Consider the following 14,814-nt stretch of genomic DNA (forward strand, 5'->3'; position numbering starts at 1 on the left):
GACGAGGCCCCTGCCCGAAGGAGAACCGCATGACCGCCACACCCGTCGCCCAGGTGAGTGACACCTCCGCCGGTCAGGCCGCGTCCGCCCGCACCCCTTCGTGGCCGGTCCCGGACAGCTTCGGCATCGACCGGTTCGCCGACGACCGCAGTCTCCGGGCGCTGCTGCCGCTCTACCTCGAGGCAGACCTGCTCGCACACCTCCAGCCGACACTCGACGACCTCGGGCCGCGACTGGGTGGCGAGATGGACGACTGGGCGCACCAGGCGGATACCAACCCGCCAGTCCTCCATCACCGCACGCGCTCCGGGCGCGACCGCCAGTGGATCGAGGTGCACCCGGCCTACCGGTCGCTGCAGAAGGTCGCGTTCGAAGAACTGGGCATGCACGCGATGAGCCACACGCCCGTGCTGGGTTGGGATCGGCCGATGCCGCCGCTCGTGAAGTACACGTTCTTCTACCTCTTCGCGCAGGCCGAGTTCGGGCTCGAATGCCCCGTCTCCATGACGGACGCGCTCACCCGCACCCTGCGGAAGTTCGGGGACCAGGAGCTCATCGACCGCTACCTGCCGTCGATGATCTCGACCTCGATGGACACGCTCACGCAGGGCGCGATGTTCATGACGGAGCAGGACGCGGGATCCGACGTGGGCCGTGCGACGACACATGCCGAGGACAACGGTGACGGCACGTGGGCGCTCACGGGGGAGAAGTGGTTCTGCTCCAACGCCGACGCGGACGTCACGATGATCCTCGCCCGCCCGGAGGGTGCGCCCGCGGGCATCAAGGGGATCGGTCTCTTCCTGCTGCCCCGCACACTGCCGGACGGCACCCCGAACGCGTACCGGATCGTGAGGCTCAAGGACAAGCTGGGGACCCGGTCCATGCCGTCCGGCGAAGTGAGCCTGGACGGCGCGACCGCCTACCTGGTGGGCGACCTGGGGCAGGGCTTCAAGCAGATGGCGGACATGGTGAATTCCTCCCGCCTGTCGAACGCCGTCCGTTCCGCCGGCATGATGCGCCGAGCTTTCGGCGAATCCCGCTTCGTCTGCCTGGAGCGCGAGGCGTTCGGCACCCGCCTGCTCGACCTGCCGCTGCAGCGCCGCCAGCTCGCGAAGCTGCTGCTGCCCACCGAACAGGGGCTCAGCATGTCGCTGCACACCGCCCGCGTCTTCGAGCGGGCCGATGCCGGCGACGACGAAGCCGCTGCCGTCCTGCGCATCCTCACCCCGATCATCAAGTTCCGCACGACGCGGGAGGCCCGCAAGGTCACCGCCGACGCGATGGAGGTCCGCGGGGGCGTGGGCTACATCGAGGAGTACGGCGACGCCCGCATGTTCCGCGATGCTCAGCTGGGGTCCATCTGGGAGGGCACCTCGAACATCGTCGCTCTGGACGTCGTGCGTGCCGCCCACCGGTCGTCGGCGCTCAAGCCGCTCATGGGCTACCTGGGTGAGCTGACCGCTGAGCTCGCCGGCCGTACCGCCCCCGAGGCCGCTGTCCCCGACGCTGCCTTCGCACCTCTGGCGAACGAGCTGGACCGGATCTCCGCAGAGCTCATGCACGCCCTGGAGACCCTGGGGGACAGGCAGAACGAGGCGCAGACACGGCAGATCGCCACCGCGCTGTACTGCCTGTGCTCGGCGGTGTTCCTCGCATGGGAGGGACTGCGGATCGGTGCGCGCGACGGCGATTACTCCCGCGTGGTCCTCGCCGCGATGGTCATCCGTCATCGGCTGCTGCCGCAGGATCCGCTCACGGTCGTCGAGGACCCGGCCGACCTGCTCACGACGCTCATCCTGCAGGACACGGTGTCGAAGGAGACCGCGGTCGGCTACATCGGCCTGACGCTGGGAGCTGCCGTATGACGGGAGAGTGTCGATTTGTGGACCCACGGACGTGCGCAGTAATATAGAGCGGTCGTCTTCGGATGGCAGCGGTCTCGTGCGAGTGGCTGCGGGGCTATAGCTCAGTTGGTAGAGCGCTTCGTTCGCAACGAAGAGGTCAGGGGTTCGAATCCCCTTAGCTCCACCCCTGTCCTGAGTCGCGACATCGTTTTCCGCTGGTGTCGCGGCTCAGGGCTTTTTCGTGTGTCCGAACGCTAGTCGACGACAGTGATGCCCAGGTGGTTGGCGAAGATGCGGGCGAGGTCGACGGCTTGGGCGGGGGAGACGACGGCGCCACGCATCGACTCGACACCACTGATGCTCTCGAGGTCCAGGCCGCGCAGGTCGACGTGACGCAGCTGCGCATGGTCGAAACGGAGCGCGCGAACCGTGCAGTCACTGAACGCCAACCGCTCGACGAGTGCCTCACCAAGGTCGAGTTCATCGATGACGCAGTGATCGAACCGGACGTCGAGCAGCTTCGACGCCCGCAGGTTCACGAACGAGAGCTTGCTGTCGGTGATACGGACCGACTCGAGATGGGCGTCGTACATCTCGACCGCGCCGAACCGTGAGCCCTCGATGTGGACATCCCGCCACGTGGTGCGCGCAGAGTTGAGTGTCGTCGCGGTTGCGCGAGCGATGCGGGTCTCGATGAAACGGGACCCCAGCAGTTTTGTGTCGTGGATTTCGAGGCCGGTGAAGTCGCACTCGGTGAAGGAAGCGCCGGTGAGATCACGACCCGAGAGGTCCGCGTCGATGTAGCGGCAGGCTTCGTGGTCGCCCCGCGCAGCAATCTCGGAAGGGTCGGTTTCGGTGAGGTCGATGGGATGCAGGTCGTCGATGATCGGGGCGGGAATCTTCTGGCGACGTGCGGACATGCTGCCGATCCTACGGGCAGCGAGTCCTACTGCCCGCTCATCACGACCTGGGATCGCGGCCCAGGAAGGCGAGGAGCCGTTCACCCGTCGTCGCATCGACCGGGGCGGGGACCTCGGGTCCGCATATCCCGTCCATCCGCAGGGTGTCGCCGTGGGAGCGTGCGGCCTCCAGGTAGTGCGCAGCATCGGTGTCGTCGAGCCTCTGGTGAGCGGTCGTTCCGGCACCGCGTGCGATGTCCCAGCGGTGGACGAGGAGGTCCATCCCGTAGAAGCGGTCGACGACCTCTGCGATTGTCGTCGGCCCGAAGAATCCCTCGAAGGACGTAGCGCCGCGCTCATCGGCGAGGACCGACTGCGCGAGGGTGCGGACGTTCTCCCAGTCCCTGCGCACCTCACCCGTTGCAGGTTCGAGGTCGACATGCCGACCGAGGAAGTCGCGCTGTGTGTCGACGATGTGCTGAAGCACGTCCCGGACTGTCCAGCCCTCACAAGGGGTGGGTGCGTTCCAGGCCTCCGTCGGGAGGTCGTCGACAGCGGCTGAGAGCTGTTGGGAGAGCCGCCGGTAGCGGCTACTGATCGTGCTGTTCATGACGGCATCCCATCACAGGAGCGATCGGTGGCTCTTGTACGAATCGGACACGTGCGGGCAGCCGCCGTGAGGTCGAGCACGACTGTCTGCCCGTCATCTGCGAGGTGGTGGGCAATGGAGAACACCTCGAGGTCGATCGTGCGCAGCGCTTCGTCGAGCTGCCCCGCATGGAGTTCCATGAGCAGTCGACCACCCGCTCGCAGCCACGCGACCGATTGCTCGATGAGAGCGCGGGCGTGTGCGAGTCCGTCGTCGCCCCCGAACAGAGCCGCCGACGGCTCGTGGTCGCGTGCCTCCCGTGGGAGCAGAGACGCATGGGGGACCGGTACGTACGGCGGGACTGCCGCGATGACCGCGACTGTGCCGCGCAACCGGTGCGGCAGCCCCGCCAGCACGTCCCCTCGATGGACGCCGGCGTCGGCACCCGCGTTCGCGCGCGCAAACGCCAGTGCCTGTTCGTCGATGTCTGTCACATGGATCTCCGCCTGGGGCGCGGCTGCGTGCACCGACGCCGCGAGTGGGGCGACGCCGGAGAATGCTTCGACGAACACGGGTGTGGGAGTGTCCGACGACCGAGCCGCCTGCACCGCGTGGACCGTCAGCTCCGCCAGCAGCAGGGTGCGCTGCCGCGGCACGAAGACTCCCGGGCCCACCTGCAGCCGGAGTCTGCCGAACTCGACGTGTCCTACCACGTGCTCGAGCGGGGCGCCTGCCGTGCGCGCCGCCAGGAGCTCCTCGAAGTGGACCGCGCTGACCGCCGCTTCACGGAGGATCCGCGCCTCGTCCTCGGCGAACACGCACCCCGCGCGGCGCAGTGAAGTGACGACGAGGTCCTCATCCCGGTCGTCCGTGTGGGCGTCCCCCTGTGCCATGCGCCCTACAGTACTTCCGCGACGGGGGCTGAACCCGCGCGAGTCACCACCCGCGTTCGGCCAGGCGGTGCGGCGCCGGGAGGTCTGCGACGTTGATACCGACCATCGCCTCACCCAGCCCGCGCGATGCCTCCGCCACGACCGCCGCGTCCGCATGGTTCGCAGTCGCCCGCACGATCGCCTCGGCTCGCTGTTCGGGGTTCCCGGACTTGAAGATCCCGGATCCCACGAACACGCCGTCCGCACCCAGCTGCATCATCATCGCGGCATCGGCCGGTGTCGCCACTCCGCCCGCGGTGAGCAGGGGGACGGGCAGACGGCATGCGTCTGCGACCTCGGCGACGAGGTCGTGCGGTGCCTGCAGCTCCTTCGCCGCGACGTACAGCTCGTCCTTCTTCAGTGAGCCCAGCGCCGCGATCTCCGCCGTGATCGTGCGGATGTGCTTCGTCGCCTCCGACACGTCACCGGTACCGGCCTCGCCCTTCGACCGGATCATCGCCGCGCCCTCGGCGATGCGGCGCAGTGCCTCACCCAGGTTCGTCGCACCGCACACGAACGGCACGGTGAAGTCCCGCTTGCTGATGTGGTGGACGTAATCGGCGGGGGAGAGGACCTCCGATTCGTCGATGAAGTCGACCCCCAGCTCCTGCAGGATCTGCGCTTCCACGAAGTGCCCGATCCGCGCCTTCGCCATCACCGGGATCGACACCGCGGCGATGATCCCGTCGATGAGATCCGGGTCGCTCATGCGGGCCACGCCGCCCTGCGCGCGGATGTCCGCCGGGACGCGCTCCAGTGCCATGACGGCGACCGCGCCGGCGTCCTGGGCGATCTTCGCCTGGTCCGGGGTCACGACGTCCATGATGACGCCTCCGGTGAGCTTCTTCGCCAGATCCCGCCCGGCCCGGCCCGTGCTGCTGCTGGCGTGTGCTGTGGCCTCTGTCGTCGTGGTCATCGTCGTCCTCGAATCCTCTGTGTGTGCTGGTGGGGTCTGCAGCCGTGGCGTCTGCAGGTCCGTGAGGCCACTGCCGGCGGGTGCCACGTCCGGCAGCCCACCTGATTGGCCTAGGCCATTGTTTGACCTAGGCCAAAACATAGCATGCGTACCCCTAGACTCGGAAGAGTGGAATCACAGACAGGGGCGCCCGGAGTGGCCTCAGGCGCCAGTGGGCGCATCGCCATCAGCGGACGCACTGCGGCGGAGATCGCGGACAGCGTCCGCGACCTCGTCGACCGCGGCGACCTGGGGCCCGGAGACGGGCTGCCGTCGGTGCGGGCGCTGGCCGACGACCTCGGCGTCAACCGCAACACGGTCGTCTCCGCATACGGCCAACTGAGCCGGACCGGGGTCGTCGAGGGGCAGGGCCGCGCCGGTACTCGCATCGCCGGGCACGCTCCCGTTGCGCAGGAAGGGTATGCGCCGCAGGGGACGCTGCGGGACGTCGCCAGCGGCAACCCCGACCCCGCACTCATCCCGGACCCGTCGGACGCGCTGTACGCGGCAGGGGGACGGCCGGTCCTCTACGGAGAGCCGGTCATCGACGCGGACCTCGAGCAGTGGGCGCGGGCGTGGATAAGCCCGGACACGCCCGACGCCTTCGCGCTCACCGTCACGAGCGGCGCGGTCGACGCGGTCGAACGGCTGCTGGCCCAAGCGCTGTCCCGCGACGACGCGGTCGCGCTCGAGGACCCCTGCTTCCTCGCGAGCATCCACACCGTCCGCCTGGGCGGCTACCGTGCGGTCCCCGTCGCCGTCGACGACGAGGGCATGACGGTCGAGGGGCTGCGTGCCGCGCTCGACCAGGGTGTGCGTGCGGTCGTCTGCACCCCGCGCGCACAGAACCCCACGGGCGCGTCGAGGAGCGCCGCCCGCGCTGCCCAGCTGCGCGATGTCCTCGCCGATCACCCGTACGTGCTCGTCATCGAGGACGACTACTACTCGCTGCTGTCCCAGCGGCCCTTCCACCCGATCATCGGGCCGGGGCACCGCCGCTGGGCGCTCGTGCGGTCGCTGTCGAAGTTCATCGGCCCGGACATCGCCGTCGCCCTGGTCGCCTCCGACGAGGACACCGCGGACAGGCTCGCGATGCGGCTGAGCCCCGGCACGACCTGGGTGAGTCACCTCCTGCAGCGGGTGGCCCACGCGCTCCTCACCGACGACGCGGCGGTCGCGACCGTCGCACGTGCCGGTGCGCACTACGCCCGGCGGAACGCGCAGTTCGCGCGGCTGCTGAGCGAGCGAGGCCTGCAGGTGGCGGCCGGGGACGGGCTGAGTCTGTGGGTCCCCGTCGCCGTGCCCGCCGGGGGTGTCCGTGATTCCCTGGCCCGCCGAGGCTGGCTCGTGCGGCCCGGAGACGAATTCCGCTTCGCCGACCAGGCGGCCGTGTCCCACCGGCTGCGGATCACGGTCCATTCCCTCACCGACGCCGAGGCCGCAACCCTGGCCGACGCCCTCGTCGCCTCTGTCGAGGAGGCCGGCGGAGACGGCTGATGCTCAGCAGTGCCGCTCAGTAGTGCCCGGGTGGGTCGCTGCTGGGAAAGGACTCCTTGCCCCATTCGTCGGCGAGCGCGTCGTCGTGATCGTGTGCGGCCTTGTCGACAGCAGCCTGGCTGCGGTCCGGTGTCTCGTCCGTCGGCACGTCGACAGGAACGGGATCAGTCGTGGGCACCGCGGGGTCTGCGGGCCGACCGCCCGTCGGTCCGTTGGGCTCCGTCGTGTGTGCGTCCATCGTGATCGTCCTCCTCAGGATGCGACCCGGTGGCCACGACCGGGCCTCCCCTCTCACGGTACGCCCGCCGGTAAGGCGTGTCGAGGGTCACATGGGCCTCAGGTCGTAGCGTCTGCGCAACCCGGCGCCTCTTCTCGTGGCAGCCGGCGCCTGCGGCGCGGTCAGTGGTTCGCGGGCGGGTCGCTGGCGGGGAAGGATTCCTTGCCCCATTCGTCTGCGACCTCGACCTCGGTCTCGAGGTCCGTGTCCTCGGCCTCCCGCGCTTCGGCCCGCTGAGCCGCCGCCTTCTGCGCGTCGGCCTCCTGTGGATCGAGATGCTGCGGGTCGGCTGCCCGCGGGCCGTTGTCCTCCCGCGGTCGGTTCATGTCGTCCATCTCGCCCTCCTCCTGTCCGGGGTTGTGTGCGCCGATCGGACTGCGCCGGGTCCGGCTCTCACCGTACGTCTGCGAGTGGGGCGTGTCGAGAGCCCGTTAAGCAAGGCGGCTTGCTGAGGGCCCGCTGGGAGAACGATGGGCGGTGAGGGTGTCCGGGTCGGTGCCGGTTGTGTGTCGTGCCGGGCGCCCATACGGTCGAACCAGCACGAAAAGAACAAGGCACCTTCACCTCACGGCGTGCGCGCCCACAGAGAGCGAGTGACTATGAGCCCCACGAATATCTTCGTCCTGGCCATGACGGACGAACAGCGCAGAGAGCTCGAGACCGTACGGGGAGCAGAGGACCTCACGTTCCACAACCTTCTCGCTTACGACAGGGCAGTCGGGGTCGGAGAGATCGATTTCGAAGGACTCCTCGCGGAGGCGCGAGCCGAACTCGACGCGTTCGACGGCTCCGTCGACGCGATCATCGCCCACTGGGACTTCCCGTCGAGCATCATCGGACCGATCCTTGCGGCGGAACGGGGACTCCCCGCCCCGTCGCTCACGAGTCTGCTGGCGAGCGAGCACAAGTACTGGAGCCGCCTCGCCCAGCGTGAGTGCATCCCCGAATGCGTCCCCGGCTTCGCCGCGTTCGACCCGTTCGACGATGACGCGCTCACGCACGTCCGCAGCGAACTGTCCTTCCCGTTCTGGGTGAAGCCCGTCAAGGCGCACTCCTCGATGCTGGGGTTCAAAGTGACGAACGACGACGACTTCAGGGAGGCCCAGTTGGAGATCCGGGAGTCGATCGAGGGGATGGGCGATGCGTTCAACGCGGCTCTCCGGCTCGTCGATGTGCCGGACGAGGTCGGTGCGGCAGGCGGCAACACGTGCCTGGCGGAGCAGTTCGTCGAAGGGGTGCAGGCCGCGCCGGAGGGCACGGTGTTCCGCGGCGAATTCCGGGTCCACGGACTGTTCGACATGCACAAGGACGAGGCTGGGACCAGCTTCGACCGCCTCGACTACCCGGCCGGCAGCGTGCCCGAGCACGTGCAGACGAGGATGATCGACCTCTCGCGTCGCTACCTCGAGCACGTGGGATTCGACGACGGCTGCTTCAACGCGGAGTTCATGTGGGACGAGTCTGACGACCAGCTGTGGCTCGTCGAGGTGAACACCCGGATCAGCCAGTCGCACAGCGATCTCTTCGCCAAGGTGGACGGTGGATCGAACCACGAGGTGGCGATCGACATCGCACGAGGTATCACGCCTCGCATGCCGCACCGTGAAGGCGACTACGCCGTCGCAGGCCAGTGCATGGTCTTCCACGACGAGGATGTCGTCGTCACTCGCGTGCCCGACGACGAGGACATGGTGCGGATCCGGGCGCACTACCCTGATGTGAGGTTCGTCCCCGAGGTCGAGGTGGGGGACCGGCTGTCGGAGCTGGCGGGGCAGGACAGCTACCGCCACATCGTCGGCAAGCTCTACATCGGTGCGGACAGCCGCGACGAGCTGGGCCGACTGCACAAGGAGGTCGCGGCTGCGCTGCCGTTCGAGTACGAAGAGCCCGAGGACTGAGATCGGCGGTGCGCAGGCCCCTGGCCTTCACACGAGAGGAGACTCTGCATGAGAACCACCATGGACTTCCCCCACGAGGTGCGCGTCGTCGAGAACGTCTTCATCCCGCTGCGTGACGGCCAGCGGGTCGCTGCACGGATGTGGATACCGACCTCGGCGGAATCGCGCCCGCTCCCGGCCGTGCTCGAGTACATCCCGTACCGCAAGCGCGACGGGACCCGGGGCCGGGACGCGCTCAACCACCCGTACACGGCGGGGCACGGATACGTCTGTGTCCGCGTCGACATGCGCGGCAGCGGCGACTCCGACGGCGTCCTCGTCGACGAGTACATGGAGCAGGAGCACGCGGACGCGGAGGACGTCATCGCCTGGCTCGCCGAGCAGCCGTGGTGCGACGGCAACGTCGGGATGATGGGCATCTCGTGGGGCGGGTTCAACAGTCTCCAGGTGGCCGCCCGCAGACCGCCCGCGCTCAAGGCGATAGTGAGCGCCTCCGCCACGGACGACCTGTACGTGGACAACATGCACTACATGGGCGGTGCGCTCCTGTCGGACAACCTGTCCGAGGCGACCGTCATGTTCGCCTTCAACAGCCTCCCGCCGGACCCCGCGATCGTCGGGGAGCGGTGGCGGGACATGTGGCACGAACGGCTGGAGGGCAGCGGCCTCTGGATCGAGCAGTGGCTCCAGCACCAGCGTCGCGACGACTATTGGAAGCGCGCCTCTGTCAACGAGGACTATGCGGACATCACTTGCCCCGTCATGGCGGTGGGCGGCTGGGCGGACGGCTACACGAACGCGATCTTCCGGCTCATGGAGCACCTCGATGTGCCGCGTCGTGCCCTCATCGGACCGTGGGGCCACAAGTATCCGCACCTGGGTGTGCCAGGACCCACGATCGGGTTCCTCCAGGAGACGGTCCGCTGGTGGGACCACTGGCTCAAGGGCTCGGACACCGGGATCATGGACGAACCGATGATGCGGGTGTGGATGCAGGACAGCGTCGCCCCGCAGGCGTCCTATGCGGAGAGGCCCGGCCGCTGGGTGGCCGAGCCGTCCTGGCCCTCCCCGCACACGGAGACTCTCGAGTACGCGCTGAGCGGCCACCACCTCGTGCCCGAACCGGACGAGGGCCAAGCCAGTGAGGTGACCCTCGCGTCACCCCTGAGCGTGGGGCTTTTCGCGGGCAAGTGGGCCTCGTACGCCGCGACACCGGACCTGCCGTTCGACCAGCGGGAGGAGGACGGCGGCGCGCTCGTCTACGAGACGAAGCCGCTGGACCACGACCTCGAGGTGCTCGGGATGGCGGAGTGCGAGCTCGAGGTGTCGGCGGACGCTCCCGTCGCCCAGGTCATCGCACGACTGTCCGACGTGCTGCCCGACGGGGAGACGACCCGTGTGACCTATGGGGTCCTCAACCTCACTCACCGCGACGGCAGTGCGGAGCCGACCCCACTGGAGCCCGGTGAGAAGTACAGAGTGCGCATTCCCCTCAACGGCATCGCACAGCACTTCCCGAAGGGCCACCGCATCCGCCTGTCACTGTCGACGTCCTACTTCCCGCTCGTGTGGCCGGCACCCACGGCGGCCTCCGTCACCTTCACGACGGAGGTGAGCCGGTTGCGCCTGCCGGTGCGCCCGCCCCGGGAGGACGACGCCCGTCTGCGGGAACTCGAACCGGCGGAAGCGGCACCGGAGCTCGAGACGGAGACACTGGCACCCGGCAACCACCAGTGGCGAGTGATCCGCGACCTCGCGACCGACGTGTCCACCCTCGAGATCGTCAACGACGAAGGGGCGTTCCAGATCGCGGAGACCGGCACCGTCATGCGACGCGCGACGAACGAGTGGTTCAGCTTCCGATGGAACGACGTGAACTCCATTCGGGGCGAGACCAAGACCCTGAGGCGGATCGAACGGGAGGGATGGCGGACCGAAGTCGTCACCCGCACCGTCCTCACGTCGACGGAGCACGACTTCCACATCACTGCCGAACTGGACGCGTACGAACTCGATGCCGCACGTGGGCATCCGCGCGTCTACTCGCAGAACTGGCACACGTCGGTTCCCCGCGACTGCGTGTGAACCGGACTGAGCGGAGCCGGCGAGAGCACTGGTGGGGGCGCGACCCCCAGGGTCGCGCCCCCACCAGTGCTCTCAGGCGGACTTCGACGAACCAGAGGACTTCTTCGCTGAGGTCTTCGTAGGCTCGGTCTTCTTCGTCGAGGCCTTCGTCCCGGACCCTTGTGCTCTGGTCTTCTTCGTCGTGGCCTTCGTAGGCTCGGTCTTCTTCGCTGAACTCTTCGTCCCGGACCCCTTCGTTCCGGACCCCTTCTCTCCGCTCTTCTTCGCCGACGAGGCCCGGGGCTTCTTCTTCGGTGCGGAACCGGACTTCTTGGCAGAGCTCGTGGCCGTCGATCGTGCCTTCTTCGCCGCGGGCTTCCGCGCGCTCGTCCGCTTGGAGTCGACGCTTCGCCTGAGCGCCTCCATGAGGTCGATGACATCGCCACCACCGTCGGCGTCGTCCTCAGAAACATCCCCGAAGGTCGCGTCCGTGTCGAGGACGTCTCCGTGCTCCATCTTCGCGTCGATGAGAGCACGCAGCTGCTCCTGGTATTCGTCGACGAACCTGTCCGGTTCGTAGTCCTCGGAGAACTGCTCCACGAGGGACCGCGCCATCTTCATCTCCCGGGCACTGATCTTCACGTCGGACCGTGTCGACGGGAAGTCTGCCTCCCGAAGCTCGTCGGCCCACCGGATGGTCTGCAGCACGATGACCTCGTCCCGCACTCTCAAGGCGGCCAGACGGGTGCGGGAGCGCATCGCGAACTTCACGATCGCGGTCCGTTCGGTCTGCTCCAGCACATTCCGCAACAGGATGTACGCCTTGGGCGACTTCGAATCCGGCTCGAGGTAGTAGCTCTTCTCGAAGCTCATCGGATCGATCTGCTCGTCGGGCACGAACTGCACGACCTCGATGTCGCTGCCTTCGCCCGCAGGCAGCGAGTCGAGGTCCTCGTCGGTGATGATGACGGTGTCCTCACCGTCGTCGAAGGCCTTGTCGATGTGCTCGAAGTCGATCTTCTTGCCGCAGACCTCGCAGCGGCGCTGGTAGCGAATGCGCCCGCCGTCGTCGTCATGGACCTGGTGCAGTGAGACGTCGTGGCTCTGGGTGGCCGAGTACAGCTTCACGGGCACGCTCACGAGGCCGAACGCCACTGTTCCGGACTTGATCGCTCTCATGTCACACCCCTGTCGGTGGGCTCGGGACAGCAGTAGCATGTGTCGTGAACCAGCCTAGCGAGTTCACCAAGGAACACAACGGTCCTTGGCGTCAGGGGGAGTGGTGGCCGGATCCGGATCGCGCACGCAGCGGACAGTGACAGTAGACGGCCGGAAGCTGCGGCTCACTCACCTCGACAAGATCCTGTACCCGGAGTCGGGGACGACGAAGGCCGATGTCCAGGAGTACCTGGCCGCGGTCGCCCCCGTGCTCCTCCCACAGTCCGCGTGGCGGCCCGTCACCCGCAAGCGGTGGCCGGACGGCGTCGGGTCCTCCGACGAACCGCAGAAGCCGTTCTTCCGCAAGGACCTGGAGAAGTCCGCTCCCGACTGGGTGCCGCGGATGCAGCAGGAGCACAGCGACCACACGAACACGTATCCGCTGGCGAACGACCCAGCGGTACTGGCGTGGTTCGGTCAGGTCGCGGCACTGGAGATCCACGTCCCGCAATGGCGGTTCGCGCCCGACGGCACTGCACAGAACCCGGATCGTCTGGTGCTCGATCTGGACCCCGGCCCGGGAACGGGGCTCAGCGACTGTGCCGAGCTCGCCCGCCTGTGCCGGCAGATCCTCACCGACATGGGACTCGAAGCGGTCCCCGTGACCTCCGGGTCGAAGGGCCTTCATCTCTACGCCGCGCTGGATGGGAGCTACACCTCCGAGCAGGTCTCCCGGGTCGCCCACGAACTCGCGCGGTCCCTCGAGGCGGACCACCCGGACCTCGCGGTCAGCGATATGAAGAAGGAGCTGCGCCGCGGGAAGATCCTGGTGGACTGGAGTCAGAACAGTGCCAGCAAGACCACCGTCTGCCCGTACTCGCTGCGCGGCAGGTCCTGGCCCACGGTCGCGGCGCCACGGACATGGGACGAACTGGACGACTCCGGCCTCCGCCAGCTCGACCTTCACGAAGTGATGGCGCGGGTCGCGGAGGGGACCGACCCGATGGAGAGTTTCGGCATCGCACCTGAGGCCGGGGCGACAGAGGCCGCCGCGGATGCACTGCGCACCTACCGCTCGAAGCGCGACCGGCGGAAGACGCCGGAGCCGGTGCCATCCGACTCCCCACGGACCTCGGGGACGGATCCGATCTTCGTCATCCAGGAGCACCACGCGAGCCGTCTGCACTACGACACCCGGCTCGAGCGCGAGGACGTGCTCGTGTCGTGGGCCGTCCCGAAGGGGCCGCCCCTGCGCACGGGAATCAACCGCCTCGCAGTGCAGACCGAGGACCATCCCATGGAGTACGCGACGTTCGAGGGCCGGATCCCGAAAGGGGAATACGGTGCCGGCGAGGTCTCGATCTGGGACACGGGCACGATCGAGATCGAGAAGTGGAAGGACGGCGAAGAAGTGATCGCCGTGCTGCACGGGCGCCCGGACGGCGGACTGGGCGGTGAACCGCGACGCTTCGTCTTCATCCACACCGACGGCGACCAGTGGCTCATGCAGCTCATGAAGGAACAGCCGAAGAAGAGCCACGCGACCAGTGGCACCAGGAAGAAGGGGAAACGCGCCGGGCCCACGGAGAGGAAGACGTCTCCGCGTGAGGAAGCTCCGCCGGCGCCGATGCTCGCCACCCCCGCGTCCCCGGGTGACATCGATCCTGACGAGGACTGGGCCTTCGAGGGGAAGTGGGACGGCTACCGCGCGATCATCAGTGTCGGGGAGGACGGAGTGGACGTGCGCAGTCGCAATGGGAACGACATGAGCGACACGTTCCCGGAACTCGCCGAACTCGCACAGCTGGCCCCACCCGGCACCGTCGTCGACGGGGAGATCGTGGCGCTCGATCGAAGATCCCGGCCGAACTTCGGGCTCCTGCAGACGCGGGGGAAGCTCACGAGCAGACGCGGAATCGACCGCGCGCGGAACAGCACACCCGTCCAGTGCTTCGTCTTCGACGTGCTGCGCACGCCGGAGCGCGGAGACGTGCATGACCTCGACTACGATGCTCGGCGCGCCCTGCTCGAGCGCACTCTGAAAGCCGGTGCCCACGTGCAGGTACCCGCTGTGCTGGGCTCCTCGGAGGAGATCGGCCTCGACGACGCTCTCGACATCAGCAGGGAACTCGGTCTGGAAGGCGTGCTCGCCAAGCGCAGGGACAGCACGTATCGGCCCGGGAGGCGCACACACAGCTGGCTGAAGCTCAAGCACGACGCGCACCAGGAAGTCGTCCTCATCGGTTGGCGGCACGGCAGGGGCGAACGCTCTGACACCTTCGGGTCCCTGCTGCTCGCCGTACCCGATGAGGGGAAGGACAGCGACAGTGAACTGCACTACGCGGGGCGCGTCGGCACGGGGTTCGCAGCGGAAGAGCTCACAGACCTGCGTGCCCGGCTGCAGGGGATGGCGCGCAAGACCCCCGCCGCGCACGACGTTCCGGCAGCTGACCGCCGGGACGCCCAGTGGGTCAGCCCGAAGCTCGTGGGTGAGGTCAGCCACTCCGGTCGCACTCGAGACGGTCGGCTGCGCCATCCCGTGTGGCGAGGACTCCGCCCTGACAAGGAACCTGGCGAAGTGCGGTGGGAGGGACCGCAGACGTGACGAAGCTCCACCCGGTCGTTCGCAGGACCGGGTGGGCGGTTCGGACGACTTTCTGCATACTATGTGGTGTACACGCAGTGAATGCCGGATGTC

At 68.0% G+C, this 14,814-nt stretch carries 12 protein-coding genes and 1 tRNA gene; 6 read left to right on the top strand and 7 right to left on the bottom strand.

Translation table 11 applies throughout. The annotated features are described in order from the left end of the window. Positions 1-29: 29 nt before the first annotated feature. Together JFC09_RS06160 and JFC09_RS06165 are read left to right on the top strand one after the other, a co-directional pair. A complete protein-coding gene (locus JFC09_RS06160; protein WP_198393117.1) occupies positions 30-1,868 on the top strand; it encodes an acyl-CoA dehydrogenase family protein in 1,839 nt (612 codons plus the stop codon). 90 nt (positions 1,869-1,958) lie between these two features. Beyond that, positions 1,959-2,031: transfer RNA gene (locus tag JFC09_RS06165), tRNA-Ala, on the top strand. Between the two features lie 70 nt (positions 2,032-2,101). On the opposite strand, the gene JFC09_RS06170 is transcribed toward JFC09_RS06165, so the two are convergent. From JFC09_RS06170 to pdxS, 4 genes are read right to left on the bottom strand one after another with little or no spacing between them, the layout of a single operon-like run. Next, positions 2,102-2,767: a pentapeptide repeat-containing protein gene (locus tag JFC09_RS06170; protein ID WP_198393118.1), complete on the bottom strand. Its 666-nt coding sequence runs from the start codon at positions 2,765-2,767 to the stop codon at positions 2,102-2,104. A gap of 40 nt (positions 2,768-2,807) precedes the next feature. Continuing rightward, a complete protein-coding gene (locus JFC09_RS06175) occupies positions 2,808-3,356 on the bottom strand; it encodes a TIGR03086 family metal-binding protein (RefSeq protein WP_198393119.1) in 549 nt (182 codons plus the stop codon). After that, complete coding sequence (locus JFC09_RS06180) at positions 3,353-4,228, bottom strand: N5-glutamine methyltransferase family protein (RefSeq protein WP_198393120.1); 876 nt, start codon at positions 4,226-4,228, stop codon at positions 3,353-3,355. Before JFC09_RS06180 ends, JFC09_RS06175 begins: the two co-directional genes overlap by 4 nt. 43 nt (positions 4,229-4,271) lie before the next feature. Continuing rightward, complete coding sequence (gene pdxS, locus JFC09_RS06185; protein WP_198393121.1) at positions 4,272-5,183, bottom strand: pyridoxal 5'-phosphate synthase lyase subunit PdxS; 912 nt, start codon at positions 5,181-5,183, stop codon at positions 4,272-4,274. A gap of 168 nt (positions 5,184-5,351) precedes the next feature. Between pdxS and JFC09_RS06190 the strand changes: the two genes are divergently transcribed. Next, positions 5,352-6,719, top strand: a complete 1,368-nt coding sequence (locus JFC09_RS06190; RefSeq protein ID WP_332839672.1) for an aminotransferase class I/II-fold pyridoxal phosphate-dependent enzyme — start codon at positions 5,352-5,354, stop codon at positions 6,717-6,719. Between the two features lie 16 nt (positions 6,720-6,735). On the opposite strand, the gene JFC09_RS06195 is transcribed toward JFC09_RS06190, so the two are convergent. Both JFC09_RS06195 and JFC09_RS06200 read right to left on the bottom strand, forming a co-directional pair. Continuing rightward, positions 6,736-6,957 (bottom strand): hypothetical protein, encoded by a 222-nt coding sequence (locus JFC09_RS06195; protein WP_198393595.1) that lies wholly within the window; start codon positions 6,955-6,957, stop codon positions 6,736-6,738. Between the two features lie 161 nt (positions 6,958-7,118). Continuing rightward, positions 7,119-7,331 carry a hypothetical protein gene (locus JFC09_RS06200; protein WP_198393123.1) on the bottom strand — a complete coding sequence of 71 codons (213 nt, stop codon included), beginning with the start codon at positions 7,329-7,331 and terminating at the stop codon, positions 7,119-7,121. A 264-nt stretch (positions 7,332-7,595) separates the two neighbouring features. Between JFC09_RS06200 and JFC09_RS06205 the strand changes: the two genes are divergently transcribed. Then, positions 7,596-8,894: an ATP-grasp domain-containing protein gene (locus JFC09_RS06205; RefSeq protein ID WP_198393124.1), complete on the top strand. Its 1,299-nt coding sequence runs from the start codon at positions 7,596-7,598 to the stop codon at positions 8,892-8,894. 48 nt (positions 8,895-8,942) lie between these two features. Then, positions 8,943-10,979 (top strand): CocE/NonD family hydrolase, encoded by a 2,037-nt coding sequence (locus tag JFC09_RS06210; RefSeq protein ID WP_198393125.1) that lies wholly within the window; start codon positions 8,943-8,945, stop codon positions 10,977-10,979. 72 nt (positions 10,980-11,051) lie between these two features. On the opposite strand, the gene ku is transcribed toward JFC09_RS06210, so the two are convergent. Next, entirely contained in the window at positions 11,052-12,137 is a 1,086-nt protein-coding gene (gene ku, locus JFC09_RS06215) for a non-homologous end joining protein Ku (protein ID WP_198393126.1), read from the bottom strand. Positions 12,138-12,273: 136 nt separating this feature from the next. Here ku and JFC09_RS06220 point away from each other — a divergent pair, with 136 nt between their 5' ends. Beyond that, a complete protein-coding gene (locus tag JFC09_RS06220; protein WP_198393127.1) occupies positions 12,274-14,721 on the top strand; it encodes an ATP-dependent DNA ligase in 2,448 nt (815 codons plus the stop codon). The last annotated feature ends 93 nt before the right edge of the window (positions 14,722-14,814 follow it).

Origin of the sequence: Brevibacterium yomogidense (assembly GCF_016107685.1) — a bacterium.
Classification (GTDB): Bacteria; Actinomycetota; Actinomycetes; order Actinomycetales; family Brevibacteriaceae; genus Brevibacterium; species Brevibacterium yomogidense.

Coding starts and splice junctions, on each gene's coding strand:
- JFC09_RS06160 (WP_198393117.1), top strand. CDS start 30: ATGACCGCCACACCCGTCGCCCAGGTGAGTGACACCTCCGCCGGTCAG.
- JFC09_RS06170 (WP_198393118.1), bottom strand. CDS start 2,767: ATGTCCGCACGTCGCCAGAAGATTCCCGCCCCGATCATCGACGACCTG.
- JFC09_RS06175 (WP_198393119.1), bottom strand. CDS start 3,356: ATGAACAGCACGATCAGTAGCCGCTACCGGCGGCTCTCCCAACAGCTC.
- JFC09_RS06180 (WP_198393120.1), bottom strand. CDS start 4,228: ATGGCACAGGGGGACGCCCACACGGACGACCGGGATGAGGACCTCGTC.
- pdxS (WP_198393121.1), bottom strand. CDS start 5,183: ATGACCACGACGACAGAGGCCACAGCACACGCCAGCAGCAGCACGGGC.
- JFC09_RS06195 (WP_198393595.1), bottom strand. CDS start 6,957: ATGGACGCACACACGACGGAGCCCAACGGACCGACGGGCGGTCGGCCC.
- JFC09_RS06200 (WP_198393123.1), bottom strand. CDS start 7,331: ATGGACGACATGAACCGACCGCGGGAGGACAACGGCCCGCGGGCAGCC.
- JFC09_RS06205 (WP_198393124.1), top strand. CDS start 7,596: ATGAGCCCCACGAATATCTTCGTCCTGGCCATGACGGACGAACAGCGC.
- JFC09_RS06210 (WP_198393125.1), top strand. CDS start 8,943: ATGAGAACCACCATGGACTTCCCCCACGAGGTGCGCGTCGTCGAGAAC.
- ku (WP_198393126.1), bottom strand. CDS start 12,137: ATGAGAGCGATCAAGTCCGGAACAGTGGCGTTCGGCCTCGTGAGCGTG.